Here is a 25,644-nt window from a genome sequence, read left to right as displayed (position 1 = left end):
GGGCTAGGGATCATGGCAGGCACCGACCAACCAGACCAGGATGCAATTGCCGCCCAGTGGGAGGCCTCGCTCGATTCCGAGGATCCCGCCGAGGCCGCGAAGGCTGCTGCCGAAAACGAACTCTCCGAGACCATGGCCCTGCAATGGGCGGCCATGGTCGAGGACGGCAGCCGCGATCTCGGCGCCGGCAAGAATTCCGGCGAACGGGTGCTGTCGCAGGAGGAGATCGACAATCTCCTCGGCTTCACGGTCGGCGACGTCACGCTGGACGACCATTCCGGCATTCGCGCCATCATCGATTCGGCGATGGTCTCCTACGAGCGTCTGCCGATGCTCGAAATCGTCTTCGACCGCCTGGTGCGGTTGCTGACGACCAGCTTGCGCAATTTCACCTCCGACAACGTCGAAGTCTCGCTCGACCGCATCACCTCGGTGCGCTTCGGCGACTACATGAACTCGATCCCGCTACCGGCCGTGCTCTCGGTGTTCAAGGCCGAGGAGTGGGAAAACTTCGGCATGGCGGTGGTCGATTCCAGCCTGATCTACTCGATGATCGACGTGCTGCTCGGCGGGCGCCGCGGCGCGAGCCAGCTTCGCATCGAGGGCCGGCCCTACACCACGATCGAGACCGAGCTGGTCAAGCGGCTGGTCGAGGTCGTTCTGGCCGACGCCGAGCAGGCGTTCCGGCCGCTCTCGCCGGTGACCTTCACGATCGACCGGCTCGAGACCAACCCGCGTTTCGCCGCGATCAGCCGTCCTGCCAACGCCGCGATCTTGGTGCGCCTGCGCATCGACATGGAAGATCGCGGCGGCAATATCGAGCTGCTGCTGCCTTACGCGACCATCGAGCCGATCCGGGGCGTCCTGCTCCAGATGTTCATGGGCGAAAAATTCGGCCGCGACACGATCTGGGAGGGCCATTTCGCCACCGAGATCAACCAGGCCGAGATCGCGGTCGATGCCGTGCTCTACGAGGCCGAGATCCCGCTCAAGCAGCTGATGCGGCTCAAGGTCGGCGACACGCTGCCGCTCGACATGCGCGCGGACGCCAACGTGACCGTGCGCTGCGGCGACGTCACGCTGACCGAGGGACGGATGGGCCGGGTCGGCGACCGCGTCGCCATCCGCGTGACGAAACCCTTGCGCAAGCCAAGTACGACACTTGCGATGTTCGAGAAGGTGGACGAGCAGAACAAGATGATGGAGGCCCCATGAACCACTCCCTGGGAATGGCGATCGAGACGCTGGTGGCTATCCTGCTGATGCTGACGATCTTCTACTGCGTCATGCTCAACAAGCGGCTGACGCGGCTGAAGGCGGACGAGCATTCGCTGAAGGCCGTCATCGGCGAGCTGATCACCGCGACCGAGATCGCCGAGCGCGCGATCGGCGGGCTGAAGCTCGCCGTGCGCGACGTCAACGAGAACCTCGGCAGCCAGCTCGCGGCGGCGACGCAGATGTCCGACCAGCTCTACAAGCAGCTCGGCGAAGCCGACAACGTGGTGCGGCGCCTGTCCAAGATCGCGATCGCCGCGCGCCCCGCGACGGACCCGGAAGCGGTCGCCGCGCCCGCGGCCAAGCCTTCGTCGGCGAAGGCGGTGGCGGCTGCGGCCGAAGCCTTCTCCGAGCGCCGACGATCCAACGGTCTTGCCGCATAAAGTCAGGGTATGAAGTCCTTTCGTAACATTCGTGTCATTCCGGTCGTGCTGGTTGCCGTCGCGGGCCTTGCCACGCTGAAGGTCGCGGGCCTCGTGATCAATGGCGGCTATGTTTTCGACTACAAGCCGAGCCAGATCAAGAAATCCTGGGCGCAGGAAAACCTGAACTTCCCGACCGGGCACGAAGATCCCGATATCACGGGCTCGACCCATGGCGCGCCGAAGGAGGCGCCGAAGCCGGCCGCACCCGAATCCAAGCCCGAAGGCACCGTGGTCAAGGTGGAGGAAGCCCAGCCGCAGGTCTCGGCCTCCGAGCGCGCCATCCTGGAACGCCTGCAGTCGCGCCGCCAGGAGATCGAGGCCCGCCAGCGCGAGATCGACATCCGCGAGAGCTTGTTGAAATCCGCCGAGAAGCGCATCGAAAACAAGGTCGAGGAGATGAAGGCGGTGGAAACCCGCATCTCCGCGACCCAGGCCGAGCAGAAGGCCGCCGAGGCCCAGCGCATGAAGGGCCTCGTGACCATGTATGAGGGCATGAAGCCCAAGGATGCCGCGCGGGTGTTCGACCGTCTGGAGATGGGCGTGCTGATCGAGATCGCCTCGCAGATCGCGCCGCGAAAGATGTCGGACATCATGGGGCTGATGTCGCCGGAGGCTGCCGAGCGGCTGACGGTCGAAATGGCCCGCCGGGCCAATGGCGGCGACCAGTCCGCCTCGGCCAGCGACCTGCCCAAGATCGACGGCAAGCCGACCCAAAAGCCGAATTGAGGGCTCATACTTAAGAAGCCCTTAATTGGCAAAACCTACAATCGACGGCACGGGCCGGCGTCAGTGCCGGCATGGACCGTCGAACCGGAAGAAATGCCGCCAATGGCGCAAGAGGCTGCCGCTGGATTTGTGTCGCGAGCCCGCGCCCTGGCGCGGGGGCTGTCGCGTCATGTCCGGAGCGCGCCGCTGCTTGCGGCCTGCCTGCTGATCGGCTTCGGTGCGCCTGCCCGGGCAGCCGATTCCATCCGGGGTGAGGCGAGTTTCTCGGCCAGCGGCGGCTTTGCCCGGCTGGTGATCAAGCTCGGCGAGGATGTGCCTTCCGAGGTGACGACGGCCGGCTCCATCCTCATCATCCGCTTCGACCGGCCGGTCGATGTTCCCGTCGACCGCGTTCCGGAAGGTGCGCCCGATTACGTCAACTCCGCCCGCCGCGATCCCGACGGGGGCGCCATCCGCCTGTCGCTGGCGCGGCGCGTCACCGTCAACACCATGAATGCCGGCGAGCGCACCTTCATCGACCTCTTGCCGGAGGGCTGGAAGGGGTCGCCGCCGAGCCTGCCCATGGACGTGGTCAAGGAACTTGCCGAGCGCGCGCGTGTCGCCGAACGCGCGCTGCGCGCCCAGCGCGCCGCGGCCGAGAGCAAGAAACGTCCGCAGATCCGCGTGCGCGCCTCGGTGCAGCCGACCTTCGTCCGCTTCGTGTTCGAGATGCCCGACGGCGTCGGCGTCTCCTCCGTGCTCAACGAGCAGAAGCTCACGCTCGCCTTCAACGCCAATCTCAATTTCGACCTGGCCGACGCCGTCGTCGCGGCGCCGCCGAATGTCGCCTCGATCAAGCAGAAGGCGGACATCGACCAGACCAGTGTCGAGATCGCGCTGATCGGCGATTCCGACGTGCACTCCTTCCGCGACGAGAAGAACTACGTCGTCGATGTCGCCTTCCAGCCGGACAAGGGCAAAATGGCCGCGACGCCCGAGGCGGTGATCGCGCAGGCCAAGCCTGCCGTCCACGGACCGGCGCCTGCGCCTGAAAAGCCGGCGGCCGAGAAGCCGAAGGACGCCCATCGCGAGATCGTGCCGCCGACGTCGGAGACGATCGCGCGTGAAGCCAAGGTCGAAGCGAAGCCCGAGATAAAGCCGGAAGCGCCCGCTGCGATGCCGTCCGTTGAAGCGCCGAAGCCGGCGCCCGCTCCGGCGGCCGAGGCCGCGCCCGCTGCGGAAGCGCCCAAGGAAGTCCTGAAGGAAGCCGCGAAGCCTGCAGAGGCCGCCGCGCCGATGGCTCCCGTCAAGCCGATGAATCCTGCCGTGGTCGAAGCCCCCAAAGAGGCCGCGAAGGAAGCCACGCCGGAACCGGTCAAGGAAGCCACCAAGGAAGCCACCAAGGCGCCAGCCGAGGCTCCGGCCATGCCGAAGCCGATCGTGGCCAGCGTCGATGCGCGCCGCGACAGCGACGGCCTGCGCGTGACGTTCCCGCTTCAGGTCTCAACCCCTGCGGCGGCGTTCCGCCGCGGCGATACCATCTGGCTGGTGTTCGACTCGCCGAAGCCGATCGACGTCGAGGCGATCCGCACCAAGGGCGGGGCAATGATCGGCGAGGTCGGCCGCATCCCGCTCGACAAGGGACAGGCGGTGCGCATCCGTCTCACCCGGCCGCTGGTCTACTCGTTGACGAGCGAGGAGGTCGGCAAGGAGACCAACTGGCTCCTCACGCTCGCCGACAAGATCCAGGCGACGCCGCTGCCGCTGATGATGTCGCGCAACATCACCGACCCAGCGCTCGCCAACATCGCGATCCCCTTCGCCAATCCGGGCCTTCTGCACAAGCTCACCGATCCCGACGCCGGCGACACGCTCTATGTCGTCACAGGGCAGCGGCCGGTCCGCGGCTTCATCAAGCGGCAGGACCTCGTCGATCTCGCGCTGCTGGAATCCGCGCATGGCATCGCGATCCGGCCGAACTCCGACGAAATCGGTGTCGAGGTCGGTGCCGACAAGGTGATCCTGGGCAAGAAGGGCGGGCTGACGCTGTCGCCGGTCGACATCTCGGCCGAGCGCGCCCCGACCGCAGTGCGGCCGATCTTCAGCCCCGAAGGCTGGCGCAAGGGCCAGTCGGAAAACTTCATCGCGCGCCAGAGCGAGCTGATCACGGCAATTTCCAACGTCGAGCCGGGGCTGCGTTCGCTGCCGCGGCTCGACCTTGCGCAATTCTACATGTCGCGCGCCATGTACCACGAGGCCAAGGCCGTGACCGAACTGATGCTGAGCGATCCCCTCAACAAGGAGGAGAGCAGTGCGCTGATCATGCATGCGATCGCGAGCATCCTGGTCGGCCGGCCGGCGCAGGGCCTGAAGGACCTCGCCAATCCCGTGATCGGCAACAGCCACGATTCCCAGCTCTGGAAGGCACTCGCCTATGCGCGCCAGGGCAAATGGGCGGACGCGCGCGAGAAGTTCAAGAACGTCGAATTCGCCATCGCCTCGCTGCCGCTCGACATCCAGCGCATCGTGACGATGGAGGCGATGCGCGCTTCGCTCGAGGTGAAGGACTACGCCGGCGCCTCCAAGCGCCGCAGCGAGCTCGAGGTGGTCGGCGTCTCGCCCGAGGCCGGGCCCGGCTTCGCCGTGCTGCGTGGCAGGCTTGCCGAGGCGCTCGGCCACGACAAGGACGCGCTCGACGACTACAAGTTCGCGGTCGCCTCGAGCGACCGGCCGGCTGCGGCCGAGGCCAAGCAGCTGGAGGTCGCACTGCGGCAGAAGCGCGACGAAATCAGCAAGGAAGACGCGCTGCGCGAGCTCGAGACGCTGTCGATGACCTGGCGCGGCGACTCGATCGAGGTCAAGACGCTCCAGATGCTGTCGCAGATGTATGCCGAGAACGGGCGCTACCGCGACGCGCTCGCCGCGGCGCGTACCGCGACAAGGCTGCAGCCGAACGCCGAGGCCTCGCGCCAGGCACAGGACCTCGCCTCCGACCTGTTCGCCCAGATATTCCTGGGGCCCAAGGGCGACGAACTACCGCCGGTCGAAGCGCTCGGCATGTTCTACGAGTTTCGCGAGTTGACGCCGATCGGCCGCCGCGGCGACGAGCTGATCCGCCGTCTCGCCGACCGTCTCGCCTCGATCGACCTGCTCGACCAGGCCGCCGAGCTCCTGCAGTACCAGGTCGACCACCGCCTCGAAGGCGCAGCCCGGGCGCAGGTGGCTGCGCGCCTCTCCATGATCTATCTCGCCAACCGCAGACCCGACATGGCGATCACGGCGCTGCGCGCGAGCCGCATCAGCGACCTCTCCGGCGAGCTCAGGCAGCAGCGCCTGCTTCTGGAAGCCCGCGCGCAGAGCGACGTCGGCCGCCACGATCTGGCGCTCGACATCGTCTCCAACGTCTCGGGGCGCGAGGTGCTGCGCCTGCGTTCCGACATCTTCTGGGCGGCGCGGCGCTGGCGCGAATCCGCCGAGCAGATCGAGCTCTATTACGGCGACCGTTTCCGCGATTTCAAGCCGCTCAACGCGGTGGAGAAGAGCGACATCATCCGCGCCGCCGTCGGCTATGCGCTGGCCGACGACTCGATCGGCCTGTCGCGCTTCCGCGAGAAATACGCGCCGCTGATGAGCGAGAGCGCCGATCGGCTCGCCTTCGACATCGCGAGCAAGCCGACCGGAGCCTCCAGCGCCGAATTCGCCGATATCGCCAAGCTGGCTGCCAGCGTCGACACGCTCGACGGCTTCCTGCGCGAGATGAAGCAGCGTTTCCCCGACGCCAGCGCCCGCGCGCCGGCCTCGCCGCAGGCCAAGGACGAAGCCGACCACACCGGCTCGCTGCCCACGATCCCCGTCGTGCGGCAGATCAAGATGACTCGATAGGAATCCTGCTGCCTCTGGGCCCCCCAGAGTGCTTCGGCGGCGGCAGTCTGGAGTGCTTCGTCGCCAGCGCCTCGCAATGATGGGGAGAGTGCTACCCCCCGTAACTCTGCACCAGACTCCCCGCCACCAGCGACCAGCCGTCGACCAGCACGAAGAAAATCAGCTTGAACGGCAGCGAGATCGTTGCCGGTGGCAGCATCATCATGCCCATCGACATCAGCACCGAAGCGACGACGAGGTCGATGATGAGGAAGGGGAGGAACAGGAGAAAGCCGATCTCGAAGGCGCGTTTCAGTTCGGAGATCATGAAGGCGGGAACGAGGATGCGAAGTGCGAGCTCGTCCGGGGTCGCGGGAGGCGGGTCGCCGGACAGATCCAGGAACAGCTTGAGGTCCTTCTCGCGCACGTTCTTCTGCATGAAGCCGCGCAAGGGGACGGAAGCGCGCTGGAGCGCGTCCTCGACGCCAAGCTGGTTGGCGACGAGCGGACGGATGCCTTCGTCGTAGGATTTTTGCAGGACCGGTCCCATCACGAAGAAGGTGAGGAACATCGCCAGCGCGATGATCACCGAATTCGGCGGGGCGGTCGCCGTGCCCATCGCGGTGCGCAGCAGCGACAGCACGACCACGATGCGCGTGAACGACGTCATCATGATCAGGATCGACGGCGCGATCGACAGCACCGTGAGCAGCGCGATCAGCTGGATCGCGCGCTCGGTGACGCCGCCGCCGCCCTGACCGCCGAGATTGATGCTGATGTCCTGCGCATGCGCCGGCATCGCGAGCGAAGCCGCGCCGATCAGGACAGAAAGAAAAAGTACTCTACGCGGGAGGGCCGGCAGCCTCACGAAGACGGCTTCGGACGGCCGAGCAGCGAGGCCATCTCGTCTTCGAGATTTTCAAAGCTGGTCTTTTCCGCGGCCGGCTTTGCGGGCGGCGCCGGCGGTGCCGGCGGCTCGCTGCGGGCCACGCGCGGAGGGCCGGCTGGCGGCTCCGGCGCGACCGGAGGGGCAACCGTCTCGCTGGCGGGGCGGCGCAGCGCAGCTTCGAGCCGCTGCGCCATCTCGGCGAGATTCTGCTCGGCGCTCGACGGTGCCTGAGCGGGCGCCGGGGGCGGAACGGGCGGAGCCTGTGGCACGGGCGGCGGAGGAGGTGGCGCGGCTGCGCGCTCGGCGCGCACCGGCGGTACTTTCACCGGCTCGCTCTGGCGTGGCGGGCGCGGCATCAGCGGCGGCTCGCTGCGGGCGACGCGCGGCGGAATTGGTTCGGGACGCAGCTCGCGCTCGGGGCGCGGTGCGATCGGATCGGGCGGAAAGCCGGCGAATGGCGGCTCGCTGCGACGTTCGGCCAAAGCGGGAGCGGGCCGGCGCACTTCTTCGGCGAACGACGGGCGCGCGGGCCGTTGGGGCGGCTCCGGCATTTGCGGCTCGGGATGATCGAGCAGCTCGGGACGCGGCGCTTCGTCGGCCCAACCGCCGGCGTCGGGCATGGGGGCGAGGCGCGGCGGTTCGGCGGCATTGGAACGCTGCGGGAGCTGGTCGCGGCCGGGCGCTGCGCGCACGATGTTCGGCTCGACGACGATGTCGGTGGGGCCGCCGATCATCAGGAGATGCTCGACATTGTCACGCCGGACCAGCACCAGGCGGCGCCGGCCGTCGACCGCGGCGGCATCGATCACGGCGAGCCGGGGCATCCTGCCGCGCTGGGTGTTGGCGCCGAGCCGGCTGGTGGCGAATCGGCGAACCAGCCATGCAGCGACGCCGATCAACGCCAGAACGACGATGAATGCGACGATGAAGGTGATAGGGCTGCCTTGCATACTTGTCCCCGACAAATGGCGCTTTTCTCGTGCCTATGGTCGGGCGTCCCAACCACCGGCATACGATGCCCCAAAACTGCGATCTCTTAACGTCCCACGGCAAGTTTTGCCGTCCCCAACTCTTAATAACCCATGAATCGCTCGATCCAAAACGACTTCTTGGCCTGTGCACGTGCCCCCAAGCGGTTGGGTTAATGCCACTTTTGAAGGCGTAGAATCACGGGGCGCGCATTCTTGTCCCGGCGGGGGACATGTGCCTGTAGCATCCTTAACCAGCTGTTAACCATACACGCGGCAAATTCTGCCTAGCTTCGGACATGGTCCGAGAGGGCGAAGGAGCCGCAACGATGTCCATCAACGACCTTCCGGTGCTGTCCGCGCTACGCACCAAGATGCAGTGGCACCAGGAGCGCCAGCGCGTCCTGTCCGAGAACGTCTCCAATTCCGACACGCCCAAATTCCGGCCCCGCGACCTCGTCGAGCCGAAGCTGGACAAGGCCGGCGCCGTCACGGGTTCGATGGGTCCCCTGGCGCTGACCCTCACCAGCGGTTCCCACATGACACCGTCCGGCGCGGCCTCCGGATTCGACCAGAACAAGAATGCGGGCTTCGAAACCCGCCCCGCGGGCAACGCCGTCAATCTCGAAGAGGAGATGATGAAGGCCGCGAGCAACCAGATGGACTACGCGGCGGCGACCTCGCTCTATTCGAAGAGCCTGCATCTGCTCAAGACCGCGATCGGCAAGGGCTAGAGCTGGAGATAGATCATGGCGAATGACAGCAGCGACTTTGCCCGCTCGATGGCGATCGCGACCTCCGGTCTGCGGGCGCAGGCCGGGCGCATGCGGGTGATCTCGGAGAACATCGCGAACGCGGATTCGACGTCGCAGACCGCCGGCGGCGATCCCTACCGCCGCAAGGTGCCGACCTTCTCTTCCGCGCTCGACCGCACGCTCGACGCCCAGGTCGTCACGCTCGGCAGGATCAAGCCCGACCAGTCCAGTTTCCGAATCAAGTACGAGCCGAACAATCCGGCCGCGGATGCGACCGGCAACGTCAAATATCCGAACGTGAACTCGGTGGTCGAGATGACCGACATGCGCGACGCGCAACGGTCCTACGAGGCCAATCTCAACATCATCAGCGCGACGCGCCGGATGATCCAGCGCACCCTCGACATCCTCAAGAGCTGAACAGGACAATTAAGCCATGGCATCACCGTCAATTGCCGCCAATGCCTATGCCAATCTCGCCCGCGTGCTGGAGAACAGCGGCGCCGGCAAGGGCAGCGAGCCGAACGGGCAGTCCTTCGCCTCGCTCCTGAAGGACGCCGTCGGCAGCGTCATGGAGTCCGGCCGCAAATCCGATGCGCAGACGGTGGCGATGGCCGCCGGCAAGGCCAACGTGATGGACGTGGTGACCGCGGTCGCGGACACCGACGTCGCGGTGTCCACGCTGGTCTCGGTCCGCGACCGCGTGATCGCCGCCTATGAAGACATCATGAAGATGCCGATCTGATTTTTCGCGCTCGCCCCGATCGTCATTGCGAGCGCAGCGAAGCAATCCAGAGTCTTTTCGCACGCACCGGTCTGGATTGCTTCGCTACGCTCGCAATGACGGGGCAGCAAGCGTTTGTCCCTCGTCGAGGTGGCGGGGACGAAAGTTGAATAAGGAATTCTGCAGATGACCGGACCTGAAACCCTCGACGTCGCGCGCGATGCGATCTGGACCATTGTGATCGTGTCGTCGCCCCTGATGGTGGTCGGCCTCGTGGTCGGCGTGATCGTGTCGCTGTTCCAGGCGCTGACGCAGATCCAGGAGCAGACGCTGATCTACGTGCCGAAGATTCTGGCCATCTTTGCCACGATGCTGTTGGCCTTGCCGTTCATGGCCGATGCGCTCCACGCCCACATGCTGCGGATATCGTCGCGAATCATCGGCGGCTGAGGCACTATGCGCTCACCATGCGCATCGACGTCTCGCTGCTTCCGGCGCTCGCCGCCTCCTTCATGCTCGCCTTCGCCCGGGTCGGCGCGATGGTGATGCTGCTGCCGGGCCTGGGCGAAACCAACATCCCGACGCGGGTCAAGCTGTCGATCGCGCTGATGCTCACGCTGATCATCCTACCGCTGCATCGCAATGCCTATCATGTCGACATGGGCTCGATCGCGGCGCTGCTGGTCATGATGCTGCACGAGATCGTGATCGGCATCGTGCTGGGGGCGACCGCGCGCGTAACGCTCTCGGCGCTCCAGGTGGCAGGTGCCGTGATCGCGCAGCAGATGGGGCTCGGCTTCGTCACCTCGGTCGATCCGACGCAGGGACAGCAGGGCGTGCTGGTCGGCAACTTCCTGACCATGCTGGGGGTGACGCTGCTGTTCGCCACCGACAGCCATCATCTGGTGATCGCGGCGCTGAACGACAGCTATGCGATCTTCTCGCCGGGCGAGACCGTCTCGAGCGCCGACGTCGCTTCGCTTGCGACGCGCGCCTTCGCCGCCGCCTTCAGCCTGGGCTTGCAGCTGTCCGGACCGTTCCTGGTGTTCGGTCTCGTCTTCAACATCGGGCTCGGCGTGCTGGCGCGGCTGATGCCGCAAATGCAGGTCTATTTCGTCGGCGTGCCGCTGTCGATCTTCGTGGGCTTCGTGGTGCTCGCGGTGGTGCTCACAGCGATGATGGGCACGTATCTCGACTATTTCATCGGTGTCATGCACCAGATGATGCCGCTCAAGTGACAAGGTGATCGATGGCGGAAGACAACGATCCCGAGAGTCAAACAGAAGACCCGACGCAAAAACGTCTCGAAGACGCGCTCGAACGCGGTGACGTCGCCAAGAGCCAGGAGATCAACACCTGGTTCATGATCGCCGGCGGCACGCTCGTGGTCTCGAGCTTCTCGGGATCGGTCGGCAGCGGGCTGGTGACGCCGATGCGCAACCTGCTTGCCAATTCCTGGATGATCAAGACCGACGGCCGGGCCCTGCTCGCGCTGATGCAGCAGATCGAAGTCGCCGTGCTCGCGGCGGTCGGCGTGCCCCTCTTGATGCTGGTGCTGGCGGCCATTGCCGGCAACTTGCTCCAGCACCGCCTGGTCTGGTCGGCCGAATCCCTGAAGCCCAAATTCAGCAAGCTGTCGCCAGCCGAAGGCCTCAAGCGCATCTTCGGCAAGCAGGCGGCGGCGAACTTCCTCAAGGGTCTCGGCAAGCTGATCGTGCTCGGCGCGGTCATGACCACGATCCTGTGGCCGGAGCGGCATCGCATGGAGGCGATGGTCAAGCTCGATCCGGCCGCCATGCTCGGCGCCAGCACCAGCTTGACCATCCACCTGCTCGGCGCCGTGGTCGCGGCGCTCGCGATCATCGCCATTGGCGACTATTTCTTCCAGTATCGCAGCTGGTTCCAGCGGCAGAAGATGTCGCTCCAGGAGATCAAGGAAGAGTTCAAGCAGTCCGAAGGCGACCCCCACATCAAGGGCAAGCTCAGGCAACTCCGCCAGCAGCGCTCCAAGAAGCGCATGATGGCGGCGGTTCCCAAGGCCGCCGTGATCATCACCAACCCGACCCACTATTCGATTGCGCTGTCCTACGAGCGCGGCATGTCGGCGCCGATCTGCGTCGCCAAGGGCGTCGACAATCTCGCCTTCAAGATCCGGGAGATCGCGCGCGCGCACGACATCCCCATCGTCGAGAACGTGCCGCTGGCCCGCGCGCTCTACGCCACCGTCGAGATCGACCAGGAAATTCCGACCGAGCACTACCATGCGGTTGCCGAAGTCATCGGCTACGTCATGCGTCTGAAGCGCGGATTCGGGGCTGGCCGACAATAAAACCCACGAAAAATACCGGAAATGGCCGTAATCTGGGAATCAGCGTACGTTTCGCCCCTGCTGCCCTTGCGCCTGCGGGTCCGATTGAGGCAGGGAGGACCCTGCGCGCGCCGTAGCGCGTTGATTCTCTGCCGACAGGCTGCGCCAGCTTGAGATGACTGCCGAGACCGACCACGACCTCACGCGAGACCCCGTTGCGGCGCACGAGCCGTCGCCGCGCTCGGGCAGCATTGCGCTGGTGCTGCTGGTGGCCGCCGGCCTCGTCGCCGTCGCCGTCGGGCTGATGACGCTCGGGCGCGCGCAGGCGCAGCCCTACATCCTGGGCATCCTCGCCGTGCTCGCGATGGTCGGCCTGTTCAACCTGTTCGCCTTCGCCGCCGGCATCATCCGCTTCGTCGACCGCAATCTCGACGATCCCGTGATGGGGCGCATCGCCGACCACGCCTTCGACGGCCTGGCCGTGACCGATCCGCGCGGCCATGTGGTCTATTCCAATGCGGCCTATCTGACGCTGACCGGCGCCACGGGCCCGCAGGACGTGCGCCCCGTGGAGCGCGTCTTCATCGGCAATCCCGACGTCTCCGAAGCGGTGTTTCGCCTGCTGAAAGCTGCGCGCGAAGGCAAGCGGCAGCAGGAAGAGGTGCGCATCTCAGGCCAGGACGGCAGCCAGGGCCGCTGGCTGCGCATGCGCGTGCGCCCGCTCGGCACCGGCAAGCGCGAGGCGAAATACGCGGTGTGGTCGATCGCCGACATCACCCGCGACCGCGAGCGCCAGGAGGACGTGTTCCAGGAGCTCCAGCACGCGATCGAATATCTCGATCACGCGCCTTGCGGTTTCTTCTCGGTCAATCCGGCCGGGGAGCTCGCCTATGTCAACGCGACGCTGGCGAACTGGCTCGACTACGACCTCGCCGAGATCGGCTCGGGCGGGCTCAAGCTCACCGACATCGTCTCCGGCGACGGCGCCTCGCTGCTCACCTCGATCGTGGCGGTGCCGGGCGAGGTAAAGACCGAGGTCTTCGACATCGACTTGCGCATGCGCACCGGCAAGACCATGCCGGTGCGGCTCTATCACAAGCTCGCCTTCGGCGCCGACGGCGCGCCGGGGCCGTCGCGCACGCTCGTCATCAGCCGTGCCCGCGACGAGCGCAGCGATCCGGACCGCGCTGCCGAAGTGCGCTTCATGCGCTTCTTCGACCACACGCCGATGGCGATCGCGACCGTCGACCGCGGCGGCAATGTCGTGCGCGCCAATGCGCGCTACGCCAAGCTCGGACAGGCGCTGGGCCTCGACAGCGCCGGCAAGTCCATCTTCCGCGCGGTCAGCTCGCGCGACCGGCATCTCTTGATCGCGGCGATCAACCAGGCCGCCGAGGGCCAGGCCGACGTCGCGCCGGTCGAAGTGGCGCTCGAAGGGACCAAGGAGCGCTGGGGCCAATTCTTCGTCACGCCGGTCGATGCGGCAGAGAACGAGGCGGAAGCCGCCATCGTGCACATGCTCGAGACCACCGAGCGGCGCGCGCTGGAGAACCAGATCAACCAGTCGCAGAAGATGGAGACGGTCGGTCAGCTCGCCGGCGGCATCGCTCACGACTTCAACAACGTGCTCTCCGCCATCATGATGGCGAACGACTTCCTGCTGAACGCGCACAAGCCGACCGATCCGTCCTTCCAGGACATCATGCAGATCAAGCAGAACGCGACGCGCGCCGCCACGCTGGTGCGGCAGCTGCTCGCGTTCTCGCGGCGGCAGACGCTGCGGCCGCAGGTGCTCGACCTCGGCGACGCGCTGTCCGATCTCGCCATGCTGCTGCGCCGGCTGATCGGCGAGAAAGTCAAGCACGAGACCATCCATGGCCGCGATCTCTGGCCGGTGAAGGTCGACGTCTCCCAGTTCGAGCAGGTGATCGTCAACCTCGCGGTCAACGCGCGCGACGCCATGCCCGACGGCGGCAAGCTGATCATCCGCACCGCCAACGTCACCGCCGAAGAAGCCGCCAGGCTCGCCTACAAGGGCATGCCGGCCGCCGACTACGTGCGGATCGAGGTCGCCGACACCGGCACCGGCATCCCCGCCGACATCCGCGACAAGATATTCGAGCCGTTCTTCTCGACCAAGGAAGTCGGCAAGGGCACCGGCCTCGGGCTCTCGACCGTCTACGGCATCGTCAAGCAGACCGGCGGCTTCATCTACGTCGATTCAGAGCCCGGGCAGGGCACCTCGTTCCACATCTTCCTGCCGCGCCATCACGCCGAGCCTGACGTGCAGGTCGAGCAGCCCGCCGCTGTCGCCAGTGCCGGCAATGGTGCCGCGAAGGAAACCGCGCCTGCGGAAGCCAAGCCCCGCACCGATCTCACCGGACAGGGCACCATCCTGCTGGTCGAGGACGAAGAGGGTCTTCGCGCCCTCAACGCACGCGGCCTGCGCTCGCGCGGCTACACCGTGGTCGAGGCCGAGAACGGCGTCGAGGCCATGGAGATGCTGGAAGAGCAGAGCGGCGGAATCGATCTCGTCGTCTCCGACGTCGTGATGCCGGAGATGGACGGCCCGACGCTGCTCAAGGCGATGCGCGAGAAGAATCCCGACATCAAGTTCATCTTCGTCTCCGGCTACGCCGAGGACGCGTTCGAGAAGAGCCTGCCCGAAGGCCAGCAGTTCGACTTCCTGCCAAAACCGTTCACGCTGAGCCAGCTCGTGGCGGCGGTGAAGGAGACGATGGCGAAGGTGGGGTGAGGGCGCGTGCTCTCCACGTTCTCCGTCATTGCAATGGCTCCTCGCAACGACGAGCAAAACGCGGAAAATCGGCCCTAATACCCGCCGGTACCCCGCGACCGTGGTTCCCCGAGACACCCGGCCAACCCCCCGTCAAATATGGGCTTTTGCCACATCCCCGCGACTGAGGGCCGCAGCCATAGGTTCCGAAACCGTCTTCCTTTTTCGGGAAGTCTGCCCATGTTAAGGACACGTCCCCATGCCGGGGATTTGGGAAACGAACATGAATTTCTCGCAACGCTCCCGCAGTCTCTTCAAGACGATTGCCGTCGTGCTGGCGCTTGCGCTGCCGACTGCGCTGGCGATCTCGTCTGCTGACGCGCGCGTCGGTGGCGGCATGTCGTCGGGTTCGCGCGGCTCGCGCACCTATTCGGCGCCCCCGTCGACCACGACCGCGCCGGGCTCGACCTCGCAGTTCAACCGCACCTACACCCAGCCGGGTGCAGGCATGAACTCGGCTGCGACCGCGCCCGCACGCGGCGGCCTGTTCGGCCGCGGCGGCGGTTTCCTGGGCGGCCTTGCGGCCGGCTTCCTCGGTGCAGGCCTGCTCGGCATGCTGTTCGGTGGCGGCCTGTTCGGCGGTCTCGGCGGCCTGTCGTCGATCCTCGGCCTGATCATTCAGATCGTGCTGGTGGTGGTCGTGGTGCGGCTGGCGATGTCGTGGTGGCAGCGCCGCCACACGCCGCAGGCGGCCTATGCCAACGCTGATGCCGGTACCGGTCCGGGACCGCAGCCGAACTATCGCAGCGGCCTCGGTGGCGGCGGACTAGGTGGCTTCGGCTTCGGCGCCGCCAACAACGCGCCGCTCGAGATCAAGCCCGGCGACTATGAGGCGTTCGAGCGTCTGCTAGGCGATGTCCAGGCCGCCTGGTCGAACGAGGACGTGGCCAAGCTGCACACGCTGGCGACGCCGGAGATGGTCTCCTATTTCGAGCAGGATCTCGGCCAGAACCGCTCGCGCAACGTCGTCAACAAGGTCACCGACGTGAAGCTGCTGCAGGGCGACCTCGCGGAAGCCTGGCGTGAAGGCGAGACCGACTACGCCACGGTGGCACTGCGCTTTGCGCTCACCGACAAGACGCTCGACCGCACTACCGGCGCGGTTGTCGCCGGCAGCGAACAGCCGGGTGAGGCCACCGAAGTCTGGACCTTCGCCCGCCGTCCGAACGGCAGTTGGGAATTGTCGGCGATCCAGCAGACCAACTGATCGCGAACTGATCTGAAGAAGAGGGCGTCGTGCTTCTTGCACGGCGCCCTTTTCGTTTGGCGCGCCGCTCTCTCCCCGCGTCATCGCTTCGCTGCGCTTGCAACGACGGAGTCTGCTGAGCGTCTTCCCTTCACTGACGGAACCTTGGCCGGCGTGCTACATTAATCCCGTCGCCTCAATGCGCACGGACCCTCCCATGAAATACGAACTCTACTATTGGCCTGAAATCCAGGGCCGCGGCGAATATGTGCGGCTAGCGCTGGAGGAGGCGGGCGCGACTTACGCCGACGTCGCACGTGGCCCGCGCGGCACCGCCGCGATGATGAAGATGATGGGCGCGCATCAGGGCACGCCGCCCTTTGCGCCGCCGTTCCTCAAAGCCGGCAAACTCGTCATCGGCCAGACCGCGAACATCCTGCTCTATCTCGGCGCCCGCCACGGCCTTGCGCCGAAGACGGAAGCCGGCAAGCTCTCGGTGCACCAGCTTCAGCTCACCATCACCGACCTCGTGATCGAGATCCACGACACCCATCATCCGCTCGGGCCCTCGCTCTATTACGAGGACCAGAAGTCGCCGGCGAAGAAGCGCACCGCCGACTTCTGGGACGAGCGCGTGCCGAAATATCTCGGCTATTTCGAAGGGCTTCTCGCCGGCAATGGCGGCAGCTACGTCACCGGCCGCAGGCTGACCTATGTCGATCTATCGCTGTTCCAGATCGTCGCGGGGCTGCGCTATGCGTTCCCCAGGCGGATGAAGGCATTCGAGAAAAATATCCCGGGCCTCGTCGGCCTGCACGACCGAATTGCCGGGCGGCCGAACATCAAGGCTTACCTGGCGAGCGAGCGCCGCATTCCCTTCAACGAGCAGGGTATCTTTCGCCGCTACAAGGAACTTGATTATTAGCCGGTCCGGACGGCGGCTGGCGGCAGCCCCCGCTCCGGACCGGCCGTTTCGGGCACGATCAATCGCCCGAAATCGTCGTGACTTCCGAGTGCTCGTGCAGACTTCGAGGCCAGTCGATCGTCTTCAGACTCGGATGCCGGAGACAGGTCATGCTCGTCGGGGCAGGGGGGCTTGCAGAACATCGTGCGCGTCTCCCGCGGGTGCGGTTTCCTCTAGCGAGGTTCGCTTCCCGCGACGTCAGTCGATCGGAGGAGAGGAAACGTTTTTCCGTGCACAGCAGAGTGATGCGCCCTCACCACACACCGGGCAGCAGCCGATAACGCACGCGCGTCGCATAATCTGAATAGCCAGGCAGGCCCTCGCGCAGCGTGCGCTCCTCGATGCCGATGCGGATCGCAAGCAATGCGAGGATGACCGGCACCATCCCAAGCCCCCACCACGAGCCCAGCAGCAGCGGCACGCCGGCGAAGAACAGGATCATGCCGCTATACATGGGATGGCGCACATGGGCGTAAGGCCCGGTCGAGATGACGCGCTGCGCGCGCTCGGCCTGCAGCTTCACCACGGGCGCGGCGAACGAGTTCTCGCGGAATACCCAGAGGATGAACAGCGTCGAAGCGAGGTACAGCACGAGGCCCAGGAGCTGGATTGCAACGGGCATGTTGGACGAGAGCATGCGCCGGTCGATCCCCATCGCGCCAAGCCAGGCCAGCATCGCGGCGATGAACACGGTCATGAAGACCTTGTCGGCGGTGGGCTGGTTCTTTTGCAGGACCGGCCGCAGACGTTCGGCGAGCAGTGCGGGATCCACCCGATAGAGCCACCAGCCGCAGAGCGGGCCGAGCAGGGCGCAGGTGGCGAGGAAGACCCAGGCCGAAGGCCAGTGCAAGGTCCCGGCGCAGGCGAACAGCAGCGCGCCCATCGCGACGGTGGTGATCGTGTTCTGCAGGAGCAGCTTGACGATCATGCGCAGGTTCCGGAGCAGTTGCGCACGATGTTGGTCTCGCTATCCGGCGAAGATGAGGCCGGACACGCGAAAAGCCCGATCGACCGGATCGGGCATTTCATCTTCGACGCGGCGGATCAGGCGAGCTGATCGATCCGCGTGCCCTGACCCGGCGGCAGCGGCGCGGGCGGCGGCGGCTTGTAGGTCGGGTCGTTGTCCTTGGTCTTGGTCTGGTCGTCCTGCTGCCTGGTCGTGTCGTAGCTCGGCACCACGATCGCGATTGGCGGCGGCGCAACGGTAGAAACGCTCATCCACAAATCCTCACACATGGAAACAATTGACCCTGCGCCGCGAGGAGCGAAATTTCCTTCAAGGCAATCGTTAAAATGCGAGGGATCCGGTGCGGTAAGGGAGGCCTCCTTCGTGCCGCCACAAGCGCTGTTTCCGCAAGCGGACAGACCTCTCCTCGCAATGACGGAGTGTGTGGTGGGCGGTGTGCTGACAGACGCACATCGCGCGGGCGCTGCCTATTCGTCCTTGCCGCGCGTGATCGCGATGGAGGCGTCCGTCTTGGTGCGGGTGCATTCCATGTTGAGGCGTCGGTAGCGCATGCTGATCTTGTCGCCGCGCAGAAGTCCCATCCGCTTCAGGCAGCGTGTCGCGCCCGTCGTGGTGTCGTCCTTCGTCACGGTGAAGACGATCGCCGCCATCGACCCGACCAGCGCAAAGAACTCCGGCGTCGGCTTGCGATCGCCCTTGGCATAGAGCTCGATGGAATATTTGTCGCCGCGGCAAGCCACGGACAGCTCCTTGGCCGCAGGGTGCGTCAGGTAGACGACGTTGGCGGCCCGGAAATTCACCTTGAGGCGATCGACCTGGTTCGCCAGCTCCTTGGCGCTGTCGTCGCAGCGGTCTGCGCGCGCGGGCGAGGTGAGGGTCACAAGGCCGGTGATGGCGGCGGCGACCAGAATCGCGTCGCGGACGTGCAGTTTGAAAATCATGATGAAAAGCCCCTTGGATGGCGCATTCAAGCGTCGGTGGAGGCGAAGCGCAAGGGTGGGTGGCGGCATTTCCACGAGTAGGGCGGCTGTCCCATCCCGTTCGGCGTGCTATGCTGCCGCTCATGACAAAGCTCCTAGAAGAGGCCATTCGCCGGGTCGAGCAGCTTCCCGAAGGCGAGCAGGACGCCGCGGCCGGGGCGTTACTCGACTACGTCGAGCACATGCATAAGATCCGGTTGACGGATGAGCAGATTGCCGAAGTGCGCCGCCGGATCGCTGATCCTAATCGTAAGCTGCTCTCCCTCGACGAGGCACGGGCTCGCGTCGACGGCTTTGGTTCGTGAACGCCCGTGGAACTTGTCTTCGATGTTCAGGCTATCGCTGATCTCGAAGGCATTTTCAATTGGATCGCGAAGGATAGTCCCGCTGCCGCAAGGAAAGTCACGGATCGATTATTCGAGAGCATCCAGTTACTGACTTCCTTTCCATTCATGGGGCATGTGGGCCATAGCGTTGGCACCTATGAGTGGGTCGTGCCGCGATTGCCTTATATCGTGGTCCACCTAGTCGATGAATTGCACCGTCGGGTTGTGATAGCCGCGGTCTTTCACGGCGCACAGGAACGGGACGCTTAGGTCCCGCCGATCGAGGCGTCCCTTATGCGCAGCCGGCACCAGTGCCGGGCGATTCGCTCCCTTCCCTTTGTGGCAAAAAAGCTTAGAACGCTTCCATGCTGAGAGGCCCGGCAGGGCTGCAAAACCCCGAGATCCGCCCATGAACGCTCCCACCGCCTTCCCCGACCCCGCAAAACCCGTTCCGCCGTACAAGCACACCCCGCTGTTCCCGCTGGGCAAGGACGAGACGCCCTATAAGAAGATTTCGTCGGAGGGCGTCCGGGTCGAGAAGGTTTTGGGCAAGGACATGCTGGTGGTGTCGCGTGCGGCGCTGCGGGCGCTGTCGGAGGCGGCTTTCGGCGACATCAACCACTATCTGCGGCCCGGCCATCTGAAGCAGCTCCGCGCGATCCTGGAGGACGGCGAGGCGAGCCCCAACGACAAGTTCGTCGCGCTCGACTTTTTGAAGAACGCCAACATCGCGGCCGGCGGCGTGCTGCCGATGTGCCAGGACACCGGCACCGCGATCATCATGGGCAAGAAGGGCTGCAACGTCATCACCGACGGTGACGACGAGGCTGCGCTGTCGGAAGGCGCGCGCGATGCTTACCTGCGCCGCAATCTGCGCTACTCGCAGGTCGCCCCGCTCTCGATGTACGAGGAGAAGAACACCGCCAACAACATGCCGGCGCAGTGCGAGATCTACGCCGAGGGTGATGACGCCTACAAGTTCATGTTCATGGCGAAGGGTGGCGGTTCCGCCAACAAGAGCTTTCTGTTCCAGGCCACGCCCTCGGTGCTGACCAAGGACCGGCTGCTCGCCTTCCTCAAGGAAAAAATCCTCACGCTCGGCACCGCGGCGTGCCCGCCCTATCACCTCGCCATCGTGATCGGCGGCACCTCGGCCGAGCTCTGCATGAAGACAGTGAAGCTCGCCTCCGCGCGTTATCTCGATGCGCTCCCCACCCACGGCTCGCCAGACGGCAACGCCTTCCGCGACATCGAGATGGAGCAGGAAATCCACAAGATGACGCAAAGCCTGGGAGTGGGCGCGCAGTTCGGCGGCAAATATTTCTGCCACGACGTGCGCGTGATCCGCATGCCGCGTCACGGCGCTTCGCTGCCGATCGGGCTCGGCGTGTCGTGCTCGGCCGACCGCCAGGTGCTCGGCAAGATCACCAAGGACGGCGTCTATCTCGAGGAGCTCGAGCACAATCCGGCGCAGTACCTGCCGCAGGTCGAGCAGTCGCTCGGCGGCGAGGTCGTCAAGATCGACCTCAACCAGCCGATGAAGGACATTCTGGCGACGTTCTCGAAATACCCGACCAAGACGCGGGTTTCGATGACCGGCACCATGATCGTGGCGCGGGACTCCGCGCATGCCAAGCTGCGCGAGCGGCTGGAGAAGGGCGAGCCGCTGCCGGACTATTTCAAGAACCACCCGGTCTATTATGCCGGCCCGGCCAAGACCCCCGAAGGCTATGCCTCCGGCGCGTTCGGCCCGACCACGGCGGGCCGCATGGATTCCTTCGTCGACCAGTTCCAGGCCGCCGGCGGCTCGATGGTGATGGTCGCCAAGGGCAACCGCGCGCCTGCGGTGCGCGAGGCCTGCAAGAAGTACGGCGGTTTCTATCTCGGCTCGATCGGCGGTGCTGCGGCGAACCTCGCCGAGCACTGCATCAAGAAGGTCGAGGTGCTCGAATATCCCGAGCTCGGCATGGAAGCGATCTGGCGCATCGAAGTCGTCGACTTCCCGGCCTTCATCATCATCGACGACAAGGGCAATGACTTCTTCAAGGAGTTGAATCTGGGCTAGCTCTTCACCTCGCCTGGAGTTCCGAAGAACTGGCCTGCATGGTTCGAGACGCCCGCTTTGGCGGGCTCCTCACCATGAGGGTCTGATATCTCGCCGCGAAACACGACCTCATCCTGAGGGCCCGCCAAAGGCGGGCGTCTCGAAGGATGGGCCGCAGGCTAACTACAATTCGTGACCTGGTTGGAACACAGTCCGCGCCACCAGCCGCGAACGCCGTCATGGCTCTCGACGAGGCCCCAGAGACCGCTGCAAGCGAGCAGGCGCTTGGGGCCGCCGTCGGTGTCGATCGCGCGGCCTAGCTCGCGCTGGGCCGGCATCCATTTGGCATCGACGAAGGGGGCCTGGAACAGTCCGCCCATGCGCGTGCCGCCATTGGCATAGGCCGTGCCGATCTTGTTGGACGCAACCCAGCCGCGCCCCGCATAGGGTTTTGGCGCGCTGCGCGGATATCGTTTCTCGTCCTCGTAATCCTTGCCCGGCGGCTTGGCGCCCTCGATCAGAAACCAGCCGTCCTTGAAGCCGATGATGCGGAATTCGGTGAGCCAGCCGCCGTCCGGTGTGTTCTCGGCGCCGCCGAGCTTCAGTCGGTAGGGTGGTGGCAATGTGCCGAGCACGCGCGCCTTCACCGATGGCTCGGCGCGCGCGTTGAGGCCCTCAGGGTCCTTGTCGATCGACCACGCACCGAGATCGCAGGGCTCGGTGCCCGCAGGGAGCGCCGCGCGCCTGGCGGCGAGATCGGCGTGCAGCTTTGCGAAGTCGGTGTCGTCGTTGTCGGGATCCGGTCCGGTGCGCGGCTTCAATTCGGCTGAGACCGCGCGCGCTGCATCCGCCGTCAGTGCGACGACGAGGACCTGACGCGCAGCGAACACGCTTGCCGGTGTCTTCGGATCGTTCGAGGCCGCCGGATAGACGGCGAGATATCCCCTCACGGCTTCGGTGCGGTAGGCTGTGCCGGCGACATAGCCCGCCGGCACCATGGCAAGCGCGCTTGCGCGCCACGCCGGTTCGGTGTCGTCGGCGCGCGCCGCTTGTGTCGCGACACACAGGATCGTTGCCGCGATGAGACGGAGCGCGCGCATGGGTGCAGCGCGGCCTTACGCTCGCGTGCCCGTGAACGGGAAGCTGCCCATCGGGCCGATGCCCATTTCGCCGCTCATGCTGTCGCCGGAGACCTTTCCGATGAACTCGAGCGTCAACGGCATTGGCTTGTCGATCGAGACTTTCCAGTTGACGGCGTCACCGCTGATGGCGCCGTCGAAGATCTCGGCAGTATCGCCTTCCGCACCCTGCGTGCCCGTGAGCGTGCCGCCTGCGGCGGTCAGGCTCAGCGTGGCCTTGCGTTCGCCCATGGGCGTCGTCAGGGTCAGAGTCCAGTTGCCGTCGACGGCCATTCGCGTCTCCCAAAAATGCCGGCGGACCGCGACAATCCGCGGCCAGTCCCGGGCCGAGCCTATAGCGCAACTCGGCGCGCCTGCCTAACGCTGCCTTGGAGGCATTTAGGCGCGGGCGGCGGCGCGCCGGCGGCTGGTGACGATGAGGCGAAGCACGACGTACTGCACGGCAAAGGCGATGATCTTGGCGCCGCCCGCGACCACCGTAATATAGAATGCCCACAGTTTCAGATCGCCCGTGGCGGCGACGGCGATCATGCCGGCGCCGATCACGAACATCAGCGCAGCCCAGGCATAGCCCGCAGCCGTCACATATTCCGGAACGGTCTCGACGACGATCGGCGGCATGTAGCGCAGCATCCAGCCGCGCTTGAGCATGATGGCGCCGATCGCGAAATGCGCGATCGAGGGCTTTGCCAGCATGAAGCGAGGATCATTGGTCAGCAGCGTGACCGTGCCCAGTACGACGACGAGCGCGAGGCTCGCATAGGTCATGTAATTGAGCTGCTGCCCCTTGACCTGCGCGTAGATCACCTGCGCGATCGCGCCGGCAATCGCGACCGACGTTGCCAGGACGACGCTGTCGGTAATGAGGTAGACGACCAGGAAGACGATGGCGGAGAGGAAGTCGGAGGCGAGGCGGGCGAACACGTCTTTCATCGTCGATCCTGTTCAGCGGGCGTTGGGCATTGCGCTGGCCGGCGCACCGTACTTGATCTGCCGATACTCGGGATACCATTTTGTGAAGTAGATGGCGCTGTTGCGGGCGGCGAAGGCGACCGCAAGGCTCGACCAGAGCGGCAGGCCGGGAACATAGAGCAGCACGAGATTGGCGGCCGCCATCAACAGCGCGGCCGCGGTCCATGCGCCGGTGATGACGTAATTGGCATGGAGAAAGCCGGGCATCGCCGCGGTCTCGGGCGGCACCGATTCAACCGCATATTGCAGCGTGAAAGGACGGCGGACCAGCATCGAGCCGAGCGAGATGACGAAGATGCCGATGTCGACCGACAGCTTGACGCCGAGCGGGCCGAGCGCCGGATCGCGCAGCGCGAGGTAGAGGCCGATTGCGGCGAACACGATCGCCGAGCCCGCGGCCAGGGTCTTCACCGAGCGGCCGCGCACGACGTCGAGCGCGACGGTGGCGAGACAGATCGCCGAGGCCACGAACACGCTCATCGTGGCCGATGTCACCAGCATCAGGAGCGTGTAAGCGCCGTAGGGCGCAAGGATCAGGAAAATCGTCATGGGCGCCTCGGTCAGGCCGATCTTTACGGTGTAAAGATAAGTAGTGCAGCGACGATCTCGGGTCAAGCAAAATCTTTACAGTGTCAAAATGACGTAAGTGATCTCCAAAAAATGAAGTGCCGCAATGGCTTGGTCGGCTGTCTCGTCGGCGAATTCGGCCCAGGGCAGGCGCGACAGGATCGGCATCGCGGAAGCGATCAGGAGGCCGATGAAGAGCAAGATGCCGCCGTTGAAGATGGCATGGCTGTTCCGCCGCAGCCGGGTCATCTGGGCGGCGAGCACGGCGCAGGCGAGGACGGCGAGGCAGCCGGTGATGATCGAGGGCATGTGCATGCGAGACCTCCCTGTGTCCACGAGGTCATTCCGGAGCGACGCGACTTCGTTGCGGCCCGGAATGACGAGAACTACTGTGCCCCGACCCAATTGCCGTGAAAGCCGTCCGGCACACGGTGGCCGAGCTGCACCAGCGCGACGGGACCGGCCTCGATGTCGGTGGCGTTGAACACGGCGAGATCGCTGCGGTTCTCCCGCGCACGCCAGACCACCGCGAGCAGCCAGCCATCGCCTTCGGCTGCATCGCTCGATCGCTCGACGAACACCGGCTCGGAAATGGTGTCGCCGGCCGGCAGCAGATAATGGCCGAGCCGCTTTCCCGTGCCGTCGACATGGACGATGCCTGAGAGCGCACCGAACATCGGCAGCCGCGGATTGGCACAGGCGTACCAGCCGTGTCGGTTTTTCAGCCCCGCGCGGCGATCGTCGATGCGTGGGAATTCGCCGGTGAGATCGTCCAGATAAGTCTGCTGGAAGCGGTCGGTATTGCCGGAGAGATCGAACGTCCAGCGGCAGTGGCGGGCGCGCGACTTTTCCGGATCCGTCGGTCGTCCGTCGGGATGCGGAAACAGCGGCGCTTCCTCGAACTGCATGACATCGGCGATGATGCGGTTGCCGTCCTCCCACGCGTTCATGACGTGGAAGACGTAGCAGGCATCAGATCGAAACCAGACCATGTCCTTCGCAGTGCCGCTGCGCTTCATCACGCCGACATAGGCGCCCTTGTCCGGCTCCCAGGCATAGGGCGGCCGTCCGTTCATCGCGCGCTCCATGCTGCCCGTGATGGGCAGGATCGGAAACAGCACATGGTTCTTGGTGACGATGAAGTCGTGCACCATGCTGGCATAGGGTGCCTCGAAGCGTTCGAAGCGCGTCGCCTTGCCGGAGGCATCGATCGACCCGTAGGAGAGGGCGGAGGTCAGCGGACCTGCGGCGTTGTTGCCGAAGAACACCAGCTCGCCGCTGACGGGATCGAGCTTCGGATGCGCGGTGAAACTGCCGGCGACGCGGCCCTGGTAATTGTGATAGCCGCGCGTTGCCAGCGTGCCCGGCTCGATCTCGGTCGGCAGATGCGCTTCTTCGAGTGCCAGCAGCTTGCCGGCGTGGAAGATGATGTTGGTGTTGGCGACGCCGCCGTCGGTGAGGTTTGCGGGCGCATCCGGCAGCTTGCGGCCGAAGCCGCCGAACAGGGCGCGGCCGGCATCGTGCTCGGCCAGCCATTTCGGCGTGCGGACCCAGCGGTTGCGATAGCTGGCGCGGCCGTTCTCGAGCTGGAAGGCGTGCAGCATGCCGTCGCCGACGAACCAGTGCGCGCCCGGCGCCTCGAACTGCGGATTGGGGCCGTTGCGGTAGAGCGTGCCGTTCAGGTCGCGCGGCAATTCGCCGACGATCTTCAGGAAGGGCGCGTCGGCCTCGAAGGGAATCGGCGCGATGTTGTTGCGGCGCTCAGTGACGGCGTCCTGGTGCACGGCGCATTCCC

At 65.5% G+C, this 25,644-nt stretch carries 27 protein-coding genes; 16 read left to right on the top strand and 11 right to left on the bottom strand.

Features of this window, described 5'->3' with window-relative positions; all coding sequences use genetic code 11:
- Nucleotides 1-12 precede the first annotated feature (12 nt).
- The 4 genes from fliM (at nt 13) to JQ572_RS24270 (ending at nt 6,287) form a co-directional block, all read left to right on the top strand.
- On the top strand, nt 13-1,215 hold the full coding sequence (gene fliM / locus JQ572_RS24285) for a flagellar motor switch protein FliM (protein WP_211385332.1): 1,203 nt from the start codon (nt 13-15) through the stop codon (nt 1,213-1,215).
- Nucleotides 1,212-1,658 carry a DUF6468 domain-containing protein gene (locus JQ572_RS24280; RefSeq protein ID WP_211385331.1) on the top strand — a complete coding sequence of 149 codons (447 nt, stop codon included), beginning with the start codon at nt 1,212-1,214 and terminating at the stop codon, nt 1,656-1,658. The genes fliM and JQ572_RS24280 overlap by 4 nt, the downstream gene beginning before the upstream one ends.
- Nucleotides 1,659-1,667: 9 nt before the next feature.
- A complete protein-coding gene (locus JQ572_RS24275) occupies nt 1,668-2,426 on the top strand; it encodes a MotE family protein (protein WP_211385330.1) in 759 nt (252 codons plus the stop codon).
- A 102-nt stretch (nt 2,427-2,528) separates the two neighbouring features.
- Nucleotides 2,529-6,287 (top strand): tetratricopeptide repeat protein, encoded by a 3,759-nt coding sequence (locus tag JQ572_RS24270; protein ID WP_211385329.1) that lies wholly within the window; start codon nt 2,529-2,531, stop codon nt 6,285-6,287.
- Between the two features lie 91 nt (nt 6,288-6,378).
- Here JQ572_RS24270 and fliP read toward each other — a convergent pair whose 3' ends face one another.
- Nucleotides 6,379-7,134, bottom strand: a complete 756-nt coding sequence (fliP, locus tag JQ572_RS24265; protein ID WP_211385328.1) for a flagellar type III secretion system pore protein FliP — start codon at nt 7,132-7,134, stop codon at nt 6,379-6,381.
- A complete protein-coding gene (locus JQ572_RS24260; RefSeq protein ID WP_211385327.1) occupies nt 7,131-8,105 on the bottom strand; it encodes a flagellar biosynthetic protein FliO in 975 nt (324 codons plus the stop codon). The genes fliP and JQ572_RS24260 overlap by 4 nt, the downstream gene beginning before the upstream one ends.
- Before the next feature lie 347 nt (nt 8,106-8,452).
- Here JQ572_RS24260 and flgB point away from each other — a divergent pair, with 347 nt between their 5' ends.
- The 9 genes from flgB to JQ572_RS24215 all read left to right on the top strand — a co-directional run bounded on the left by flgB (nt 8,453) and on the right by JQ572_RS24215 (nt 16,815).
- Nucleotides 8,453-8,857 (top strand): flagellar basal body rod protein FlgB, encoded by a 405-nt coding sequence (gene flgB / locus JQ572_RS24255; protein WP_211385326.1) that lies wholly within the window; start codon nt 8,453-8,455, stop codon nt 8,855-8,857.
- Between the two features lie 15 nt (nt 8,858-8,872).
- Complete coding sequence (gene flgC, locus JQ572_RS24250; protein WP_211385325.1) at nt 8,873-9,298, top strand: flagellar basal body rod protein FlgC; 426 nt, start codon at nt 8,873-8,875, stop codon at nt 9,296-9,298.
- A gap of 16 nt (nt 9,299-9,314) precedes the next feature.
- On the top strand, nt 9,315-9,623 hold the full coding sequence (fliE, locus tag JQ572_RS24245) for a flagellar hook-basal body complex protein FliE (protein ID WP_211385324.1): 309 nt from the start codon (nt 9,315-9,317) through the stop codon (nt 9,621-9,623).
- Nucleotides 9,624-9,788: 165 nt separating this feature from the next.
- Nucleotides 9,789-10,052, top strand: coding sequence for a flagellar biosynthesis protein FliQ (gene fliQ / locus JQ572_RS24240; protein ID WP_018321865.1), 264 nt, complete (start codon nt 9,789-9,791; stop codon nt 10,050-10,052).
- 17 nt (nt 10,053-10,069) lie between these two features.
- Nucleotides 10,070-10,840, top strand: a complete 771-nt coding sequence (fliR, locus tag JQ572_RS24235) for a flagellar biosynthetic protein FliR (protein ID WP_211385323.1) — start codon at nt 10,070-10,072, stop codon at nt 10,838-10,840.
- An 11-nt stretch (nt 10,841-10,851) separates the two neighbouring features.
- Entirely contained in the window at nt 10,852-11,931 is a 1,080-nt protein-coding gene (gene flhB / locus JQ572_RS24230; protein WP_211385322.1) for a flagellar biosynthesis protein FlhB, read from the top strand.
- A gap of 154 nt (nt 11,932-12,085) precedes the next feature.
- A complete protein-coding gene (gene cckA / locus JQ572_RS24225; RefSeq protein WP_211385321.1) occupies nt 12,086-14,665 on the top strand; it encodes a cell cycle histidine kinase CckA in 2,580 nt (859 codons plus the stop codon).
- Nucleotides 14,666-14,903: 238 nt separating this feature from the next.
- A complete protein-coding gene (locus JQ572_RS24220) occupies nt 14,904-15,911 on the top strand; it encodes a Tim44 domain-containing protein (RefSeq protein ID WP_211385320.1) in 1,008 nt (335 codons plus the stop codon).
- 196 nt (nt 15,912-16,107) lie between these two features.
- Nucleotides 16,108-16,815, top strand: a complete 708-nt coding sequence (locus JQ572_RS24215) for a glutathione S-transferase (RefSeq protein WP_211385319.1) — start codon at nt 16,108-16,110, stop codon at nt 16,813-16,815.
- Between the two features lie 292 nt (nt 16,816-17,107).
- Here the strand turns inward: JQ572_RS24215 and JQ572_RS24210 are convergent, their stop codons facing one another.
- The 3 genes from JQ572_RS24210 to JQ572_RS24200 all read right to left on the bottom strand — a co-directional run bounded on the left by JQ572_RS24210 (nt 17,108) and on the right by JQ572_RS24200 (nt 18,762).
- Nucleotides 17,108-17,782: a methyltransferase family protein gene (locus tag JQ572_RS24210; RefSeq protein ID WP_211385318.1), complete on the bottom strand. Its 675-nt coding sequence runs from the start codon at nt 17,780-17,782 to the stop codon at nt 17,108-17,110.
- Nucleotides 17,783-17,898: 116 nt separating this feature from the next.
- A complete protein-coding gene (locus tag JQ572_RS24205) occupies nt 17,899-18,072 on the bottom strand; it encodes a hypothetical protein (protein ID WP_211385317.1) in 174 nt (57 codons plus the stop codon).
- A gap of 216 nt (nt 18,073-18,288) precedes the next feature.
- Complete coding sequence (locus JQ572_RS24200) at nt 18,289-18,762, bottom strand: hypothetical protein (RefSeq protein ID WP_211385316.1); 474 nt, start codon at nt 18,760-18,762, stop codon at nt 18,289-18,291.
- A gap of 122 nt (nt 18,763-18,884) precedes the next feature.
- Between JQ572_RS24200 and JQ572_RS24195 the strand changes: the two genes are divergently transcribed.
- From JQ572_RS24195 to JQ572_RS24185, 3 genes are all read left to right on the top strand, one after another.
- Nucleotides 18,885-19,106, top strand: coding sequence for a hypothetical protein (locus JQ572_RS24195; protein WP_211385315.1), 222 nt, complete (start codon nt 18,885-18,887; stop codon nt 19,104-19,106).
- Nucleotides 19,107-19,112: 6 nt separating this feature from the next.
- Complete coding sequence (locus JQ572_RS24190) at nt 19,113-19,397, top strand: type II toxin-antitoxin system RelE/ParE family toxin (protein ID WP_211385314.1); 285 nt, start codon at nt 19,113-19,115, stop codon at nt 19,395-19,397.
- A 139-nt stretch (nt 19,398-19,536) separates the two neighbouring features.
- Nucleotides 19,537-21,192: a fumarate hydratase gene (locus tag JQ572_RS24185; RefSeq protein ID WP_211385313.1), complete on the top strand. Its 1,656-nt coding sequence runs from the start codon at nt 19,537-19,539 to the stop codon at nt 21,190-21,192.
- A 158-nt stretch (nt 21,193-21,350) separates the two neighbouring features.
- Here the strand turns inward: JQ572_RS24185 and JQ572_RS24180 are convergent, their stop codons facing one another.
- From JQ572_RS24180 to JQ572_RS24155, 6 genes are all read right to left on the bottom strand, one after another.
- Entirely contained in the window at nt 21,351-22,271 is a 921-nt protein-coding gene (locus JQ572_RS24180; RefSeq protein ID WP_211385312.1) for an SH3 domain-containing protein, read from the bottom strand.
- A 15-nt stretch (nt 22,272-22,286) separates the two neighbouring features.
- Complete coding sequence (locus JQ572_RS24175; RefSeq protein WP_211385311.1) at nt 22,287-22,583, bottom strand: hypothetical protein; 297 nt, start codon at nt 22,581-22,583, stop codon at nt 22,287-22,289.
- Between the two features lie 105 nt (nt 22,584-22,688).
- The gene (locus JQ572_RS24170) at nt 22,689-23,243 is read right to left on the bottom strand and encodes an inner membrane-spanning protein YciB (RefSeq protein ID WP_211385310.1); all 555 of its coding nucleotides are present in this window, start codon (nt 23,241-23,243) and stop codon (nt 22,689-22,691) included.
- A gap of 12 nt (nt 23,244-23,255) precedes the next feature.
- Complete coding sequence (locus JQ572_RS24165; protein WP_211385309.1) at nt 23,256-23,831, bottom strand: hypothetical protein; 576 nt, start codon at nt 23,829-23,831, stop codon at nt 23,256-23,258.
- Between the two features lie 75 nt (nt 23,832-23,906).
- Entirely contained in the window at nt 23,907-24,164 is a 258-nt protein-coding gene (locus tag JQ572_RS24160; RefSeq protein ID WP_211385308.1) for a hypothetical protein, read from the bottom strand.
- A 71-nt stretch (nt 24,165-24,235) separates the two neighbouring features.
- Nucleotides 24,236-25,633, bottom strand: coding sequence for a carotenoid oxygenase family protein (locus tag JQ572_RS24155; protein ID WP_211385307.1), 1,398 nt, complete (start codon nt 25,631-25,633; stop codon nt 24,236-24,238).
- Nucleotides 25,634-25,644: the final 11 nt, after the last annotated feature.

The sequence above is a fragment of the Bradyrhizobium sp. SZCCT0153 genome (genome assembly GCF_018129995.1).
GTDB classification, from domain to species: Bacteria; Pseudomonadota; Alphaproteobacteria; order Rhizobiales; family Xanthobacteraceae; genus Bradyrhizobium; species Bradyrhizobium japonicum_G.
This window is presented reverse-complemented; position numbering and strand designations above follow the sequence as displayed.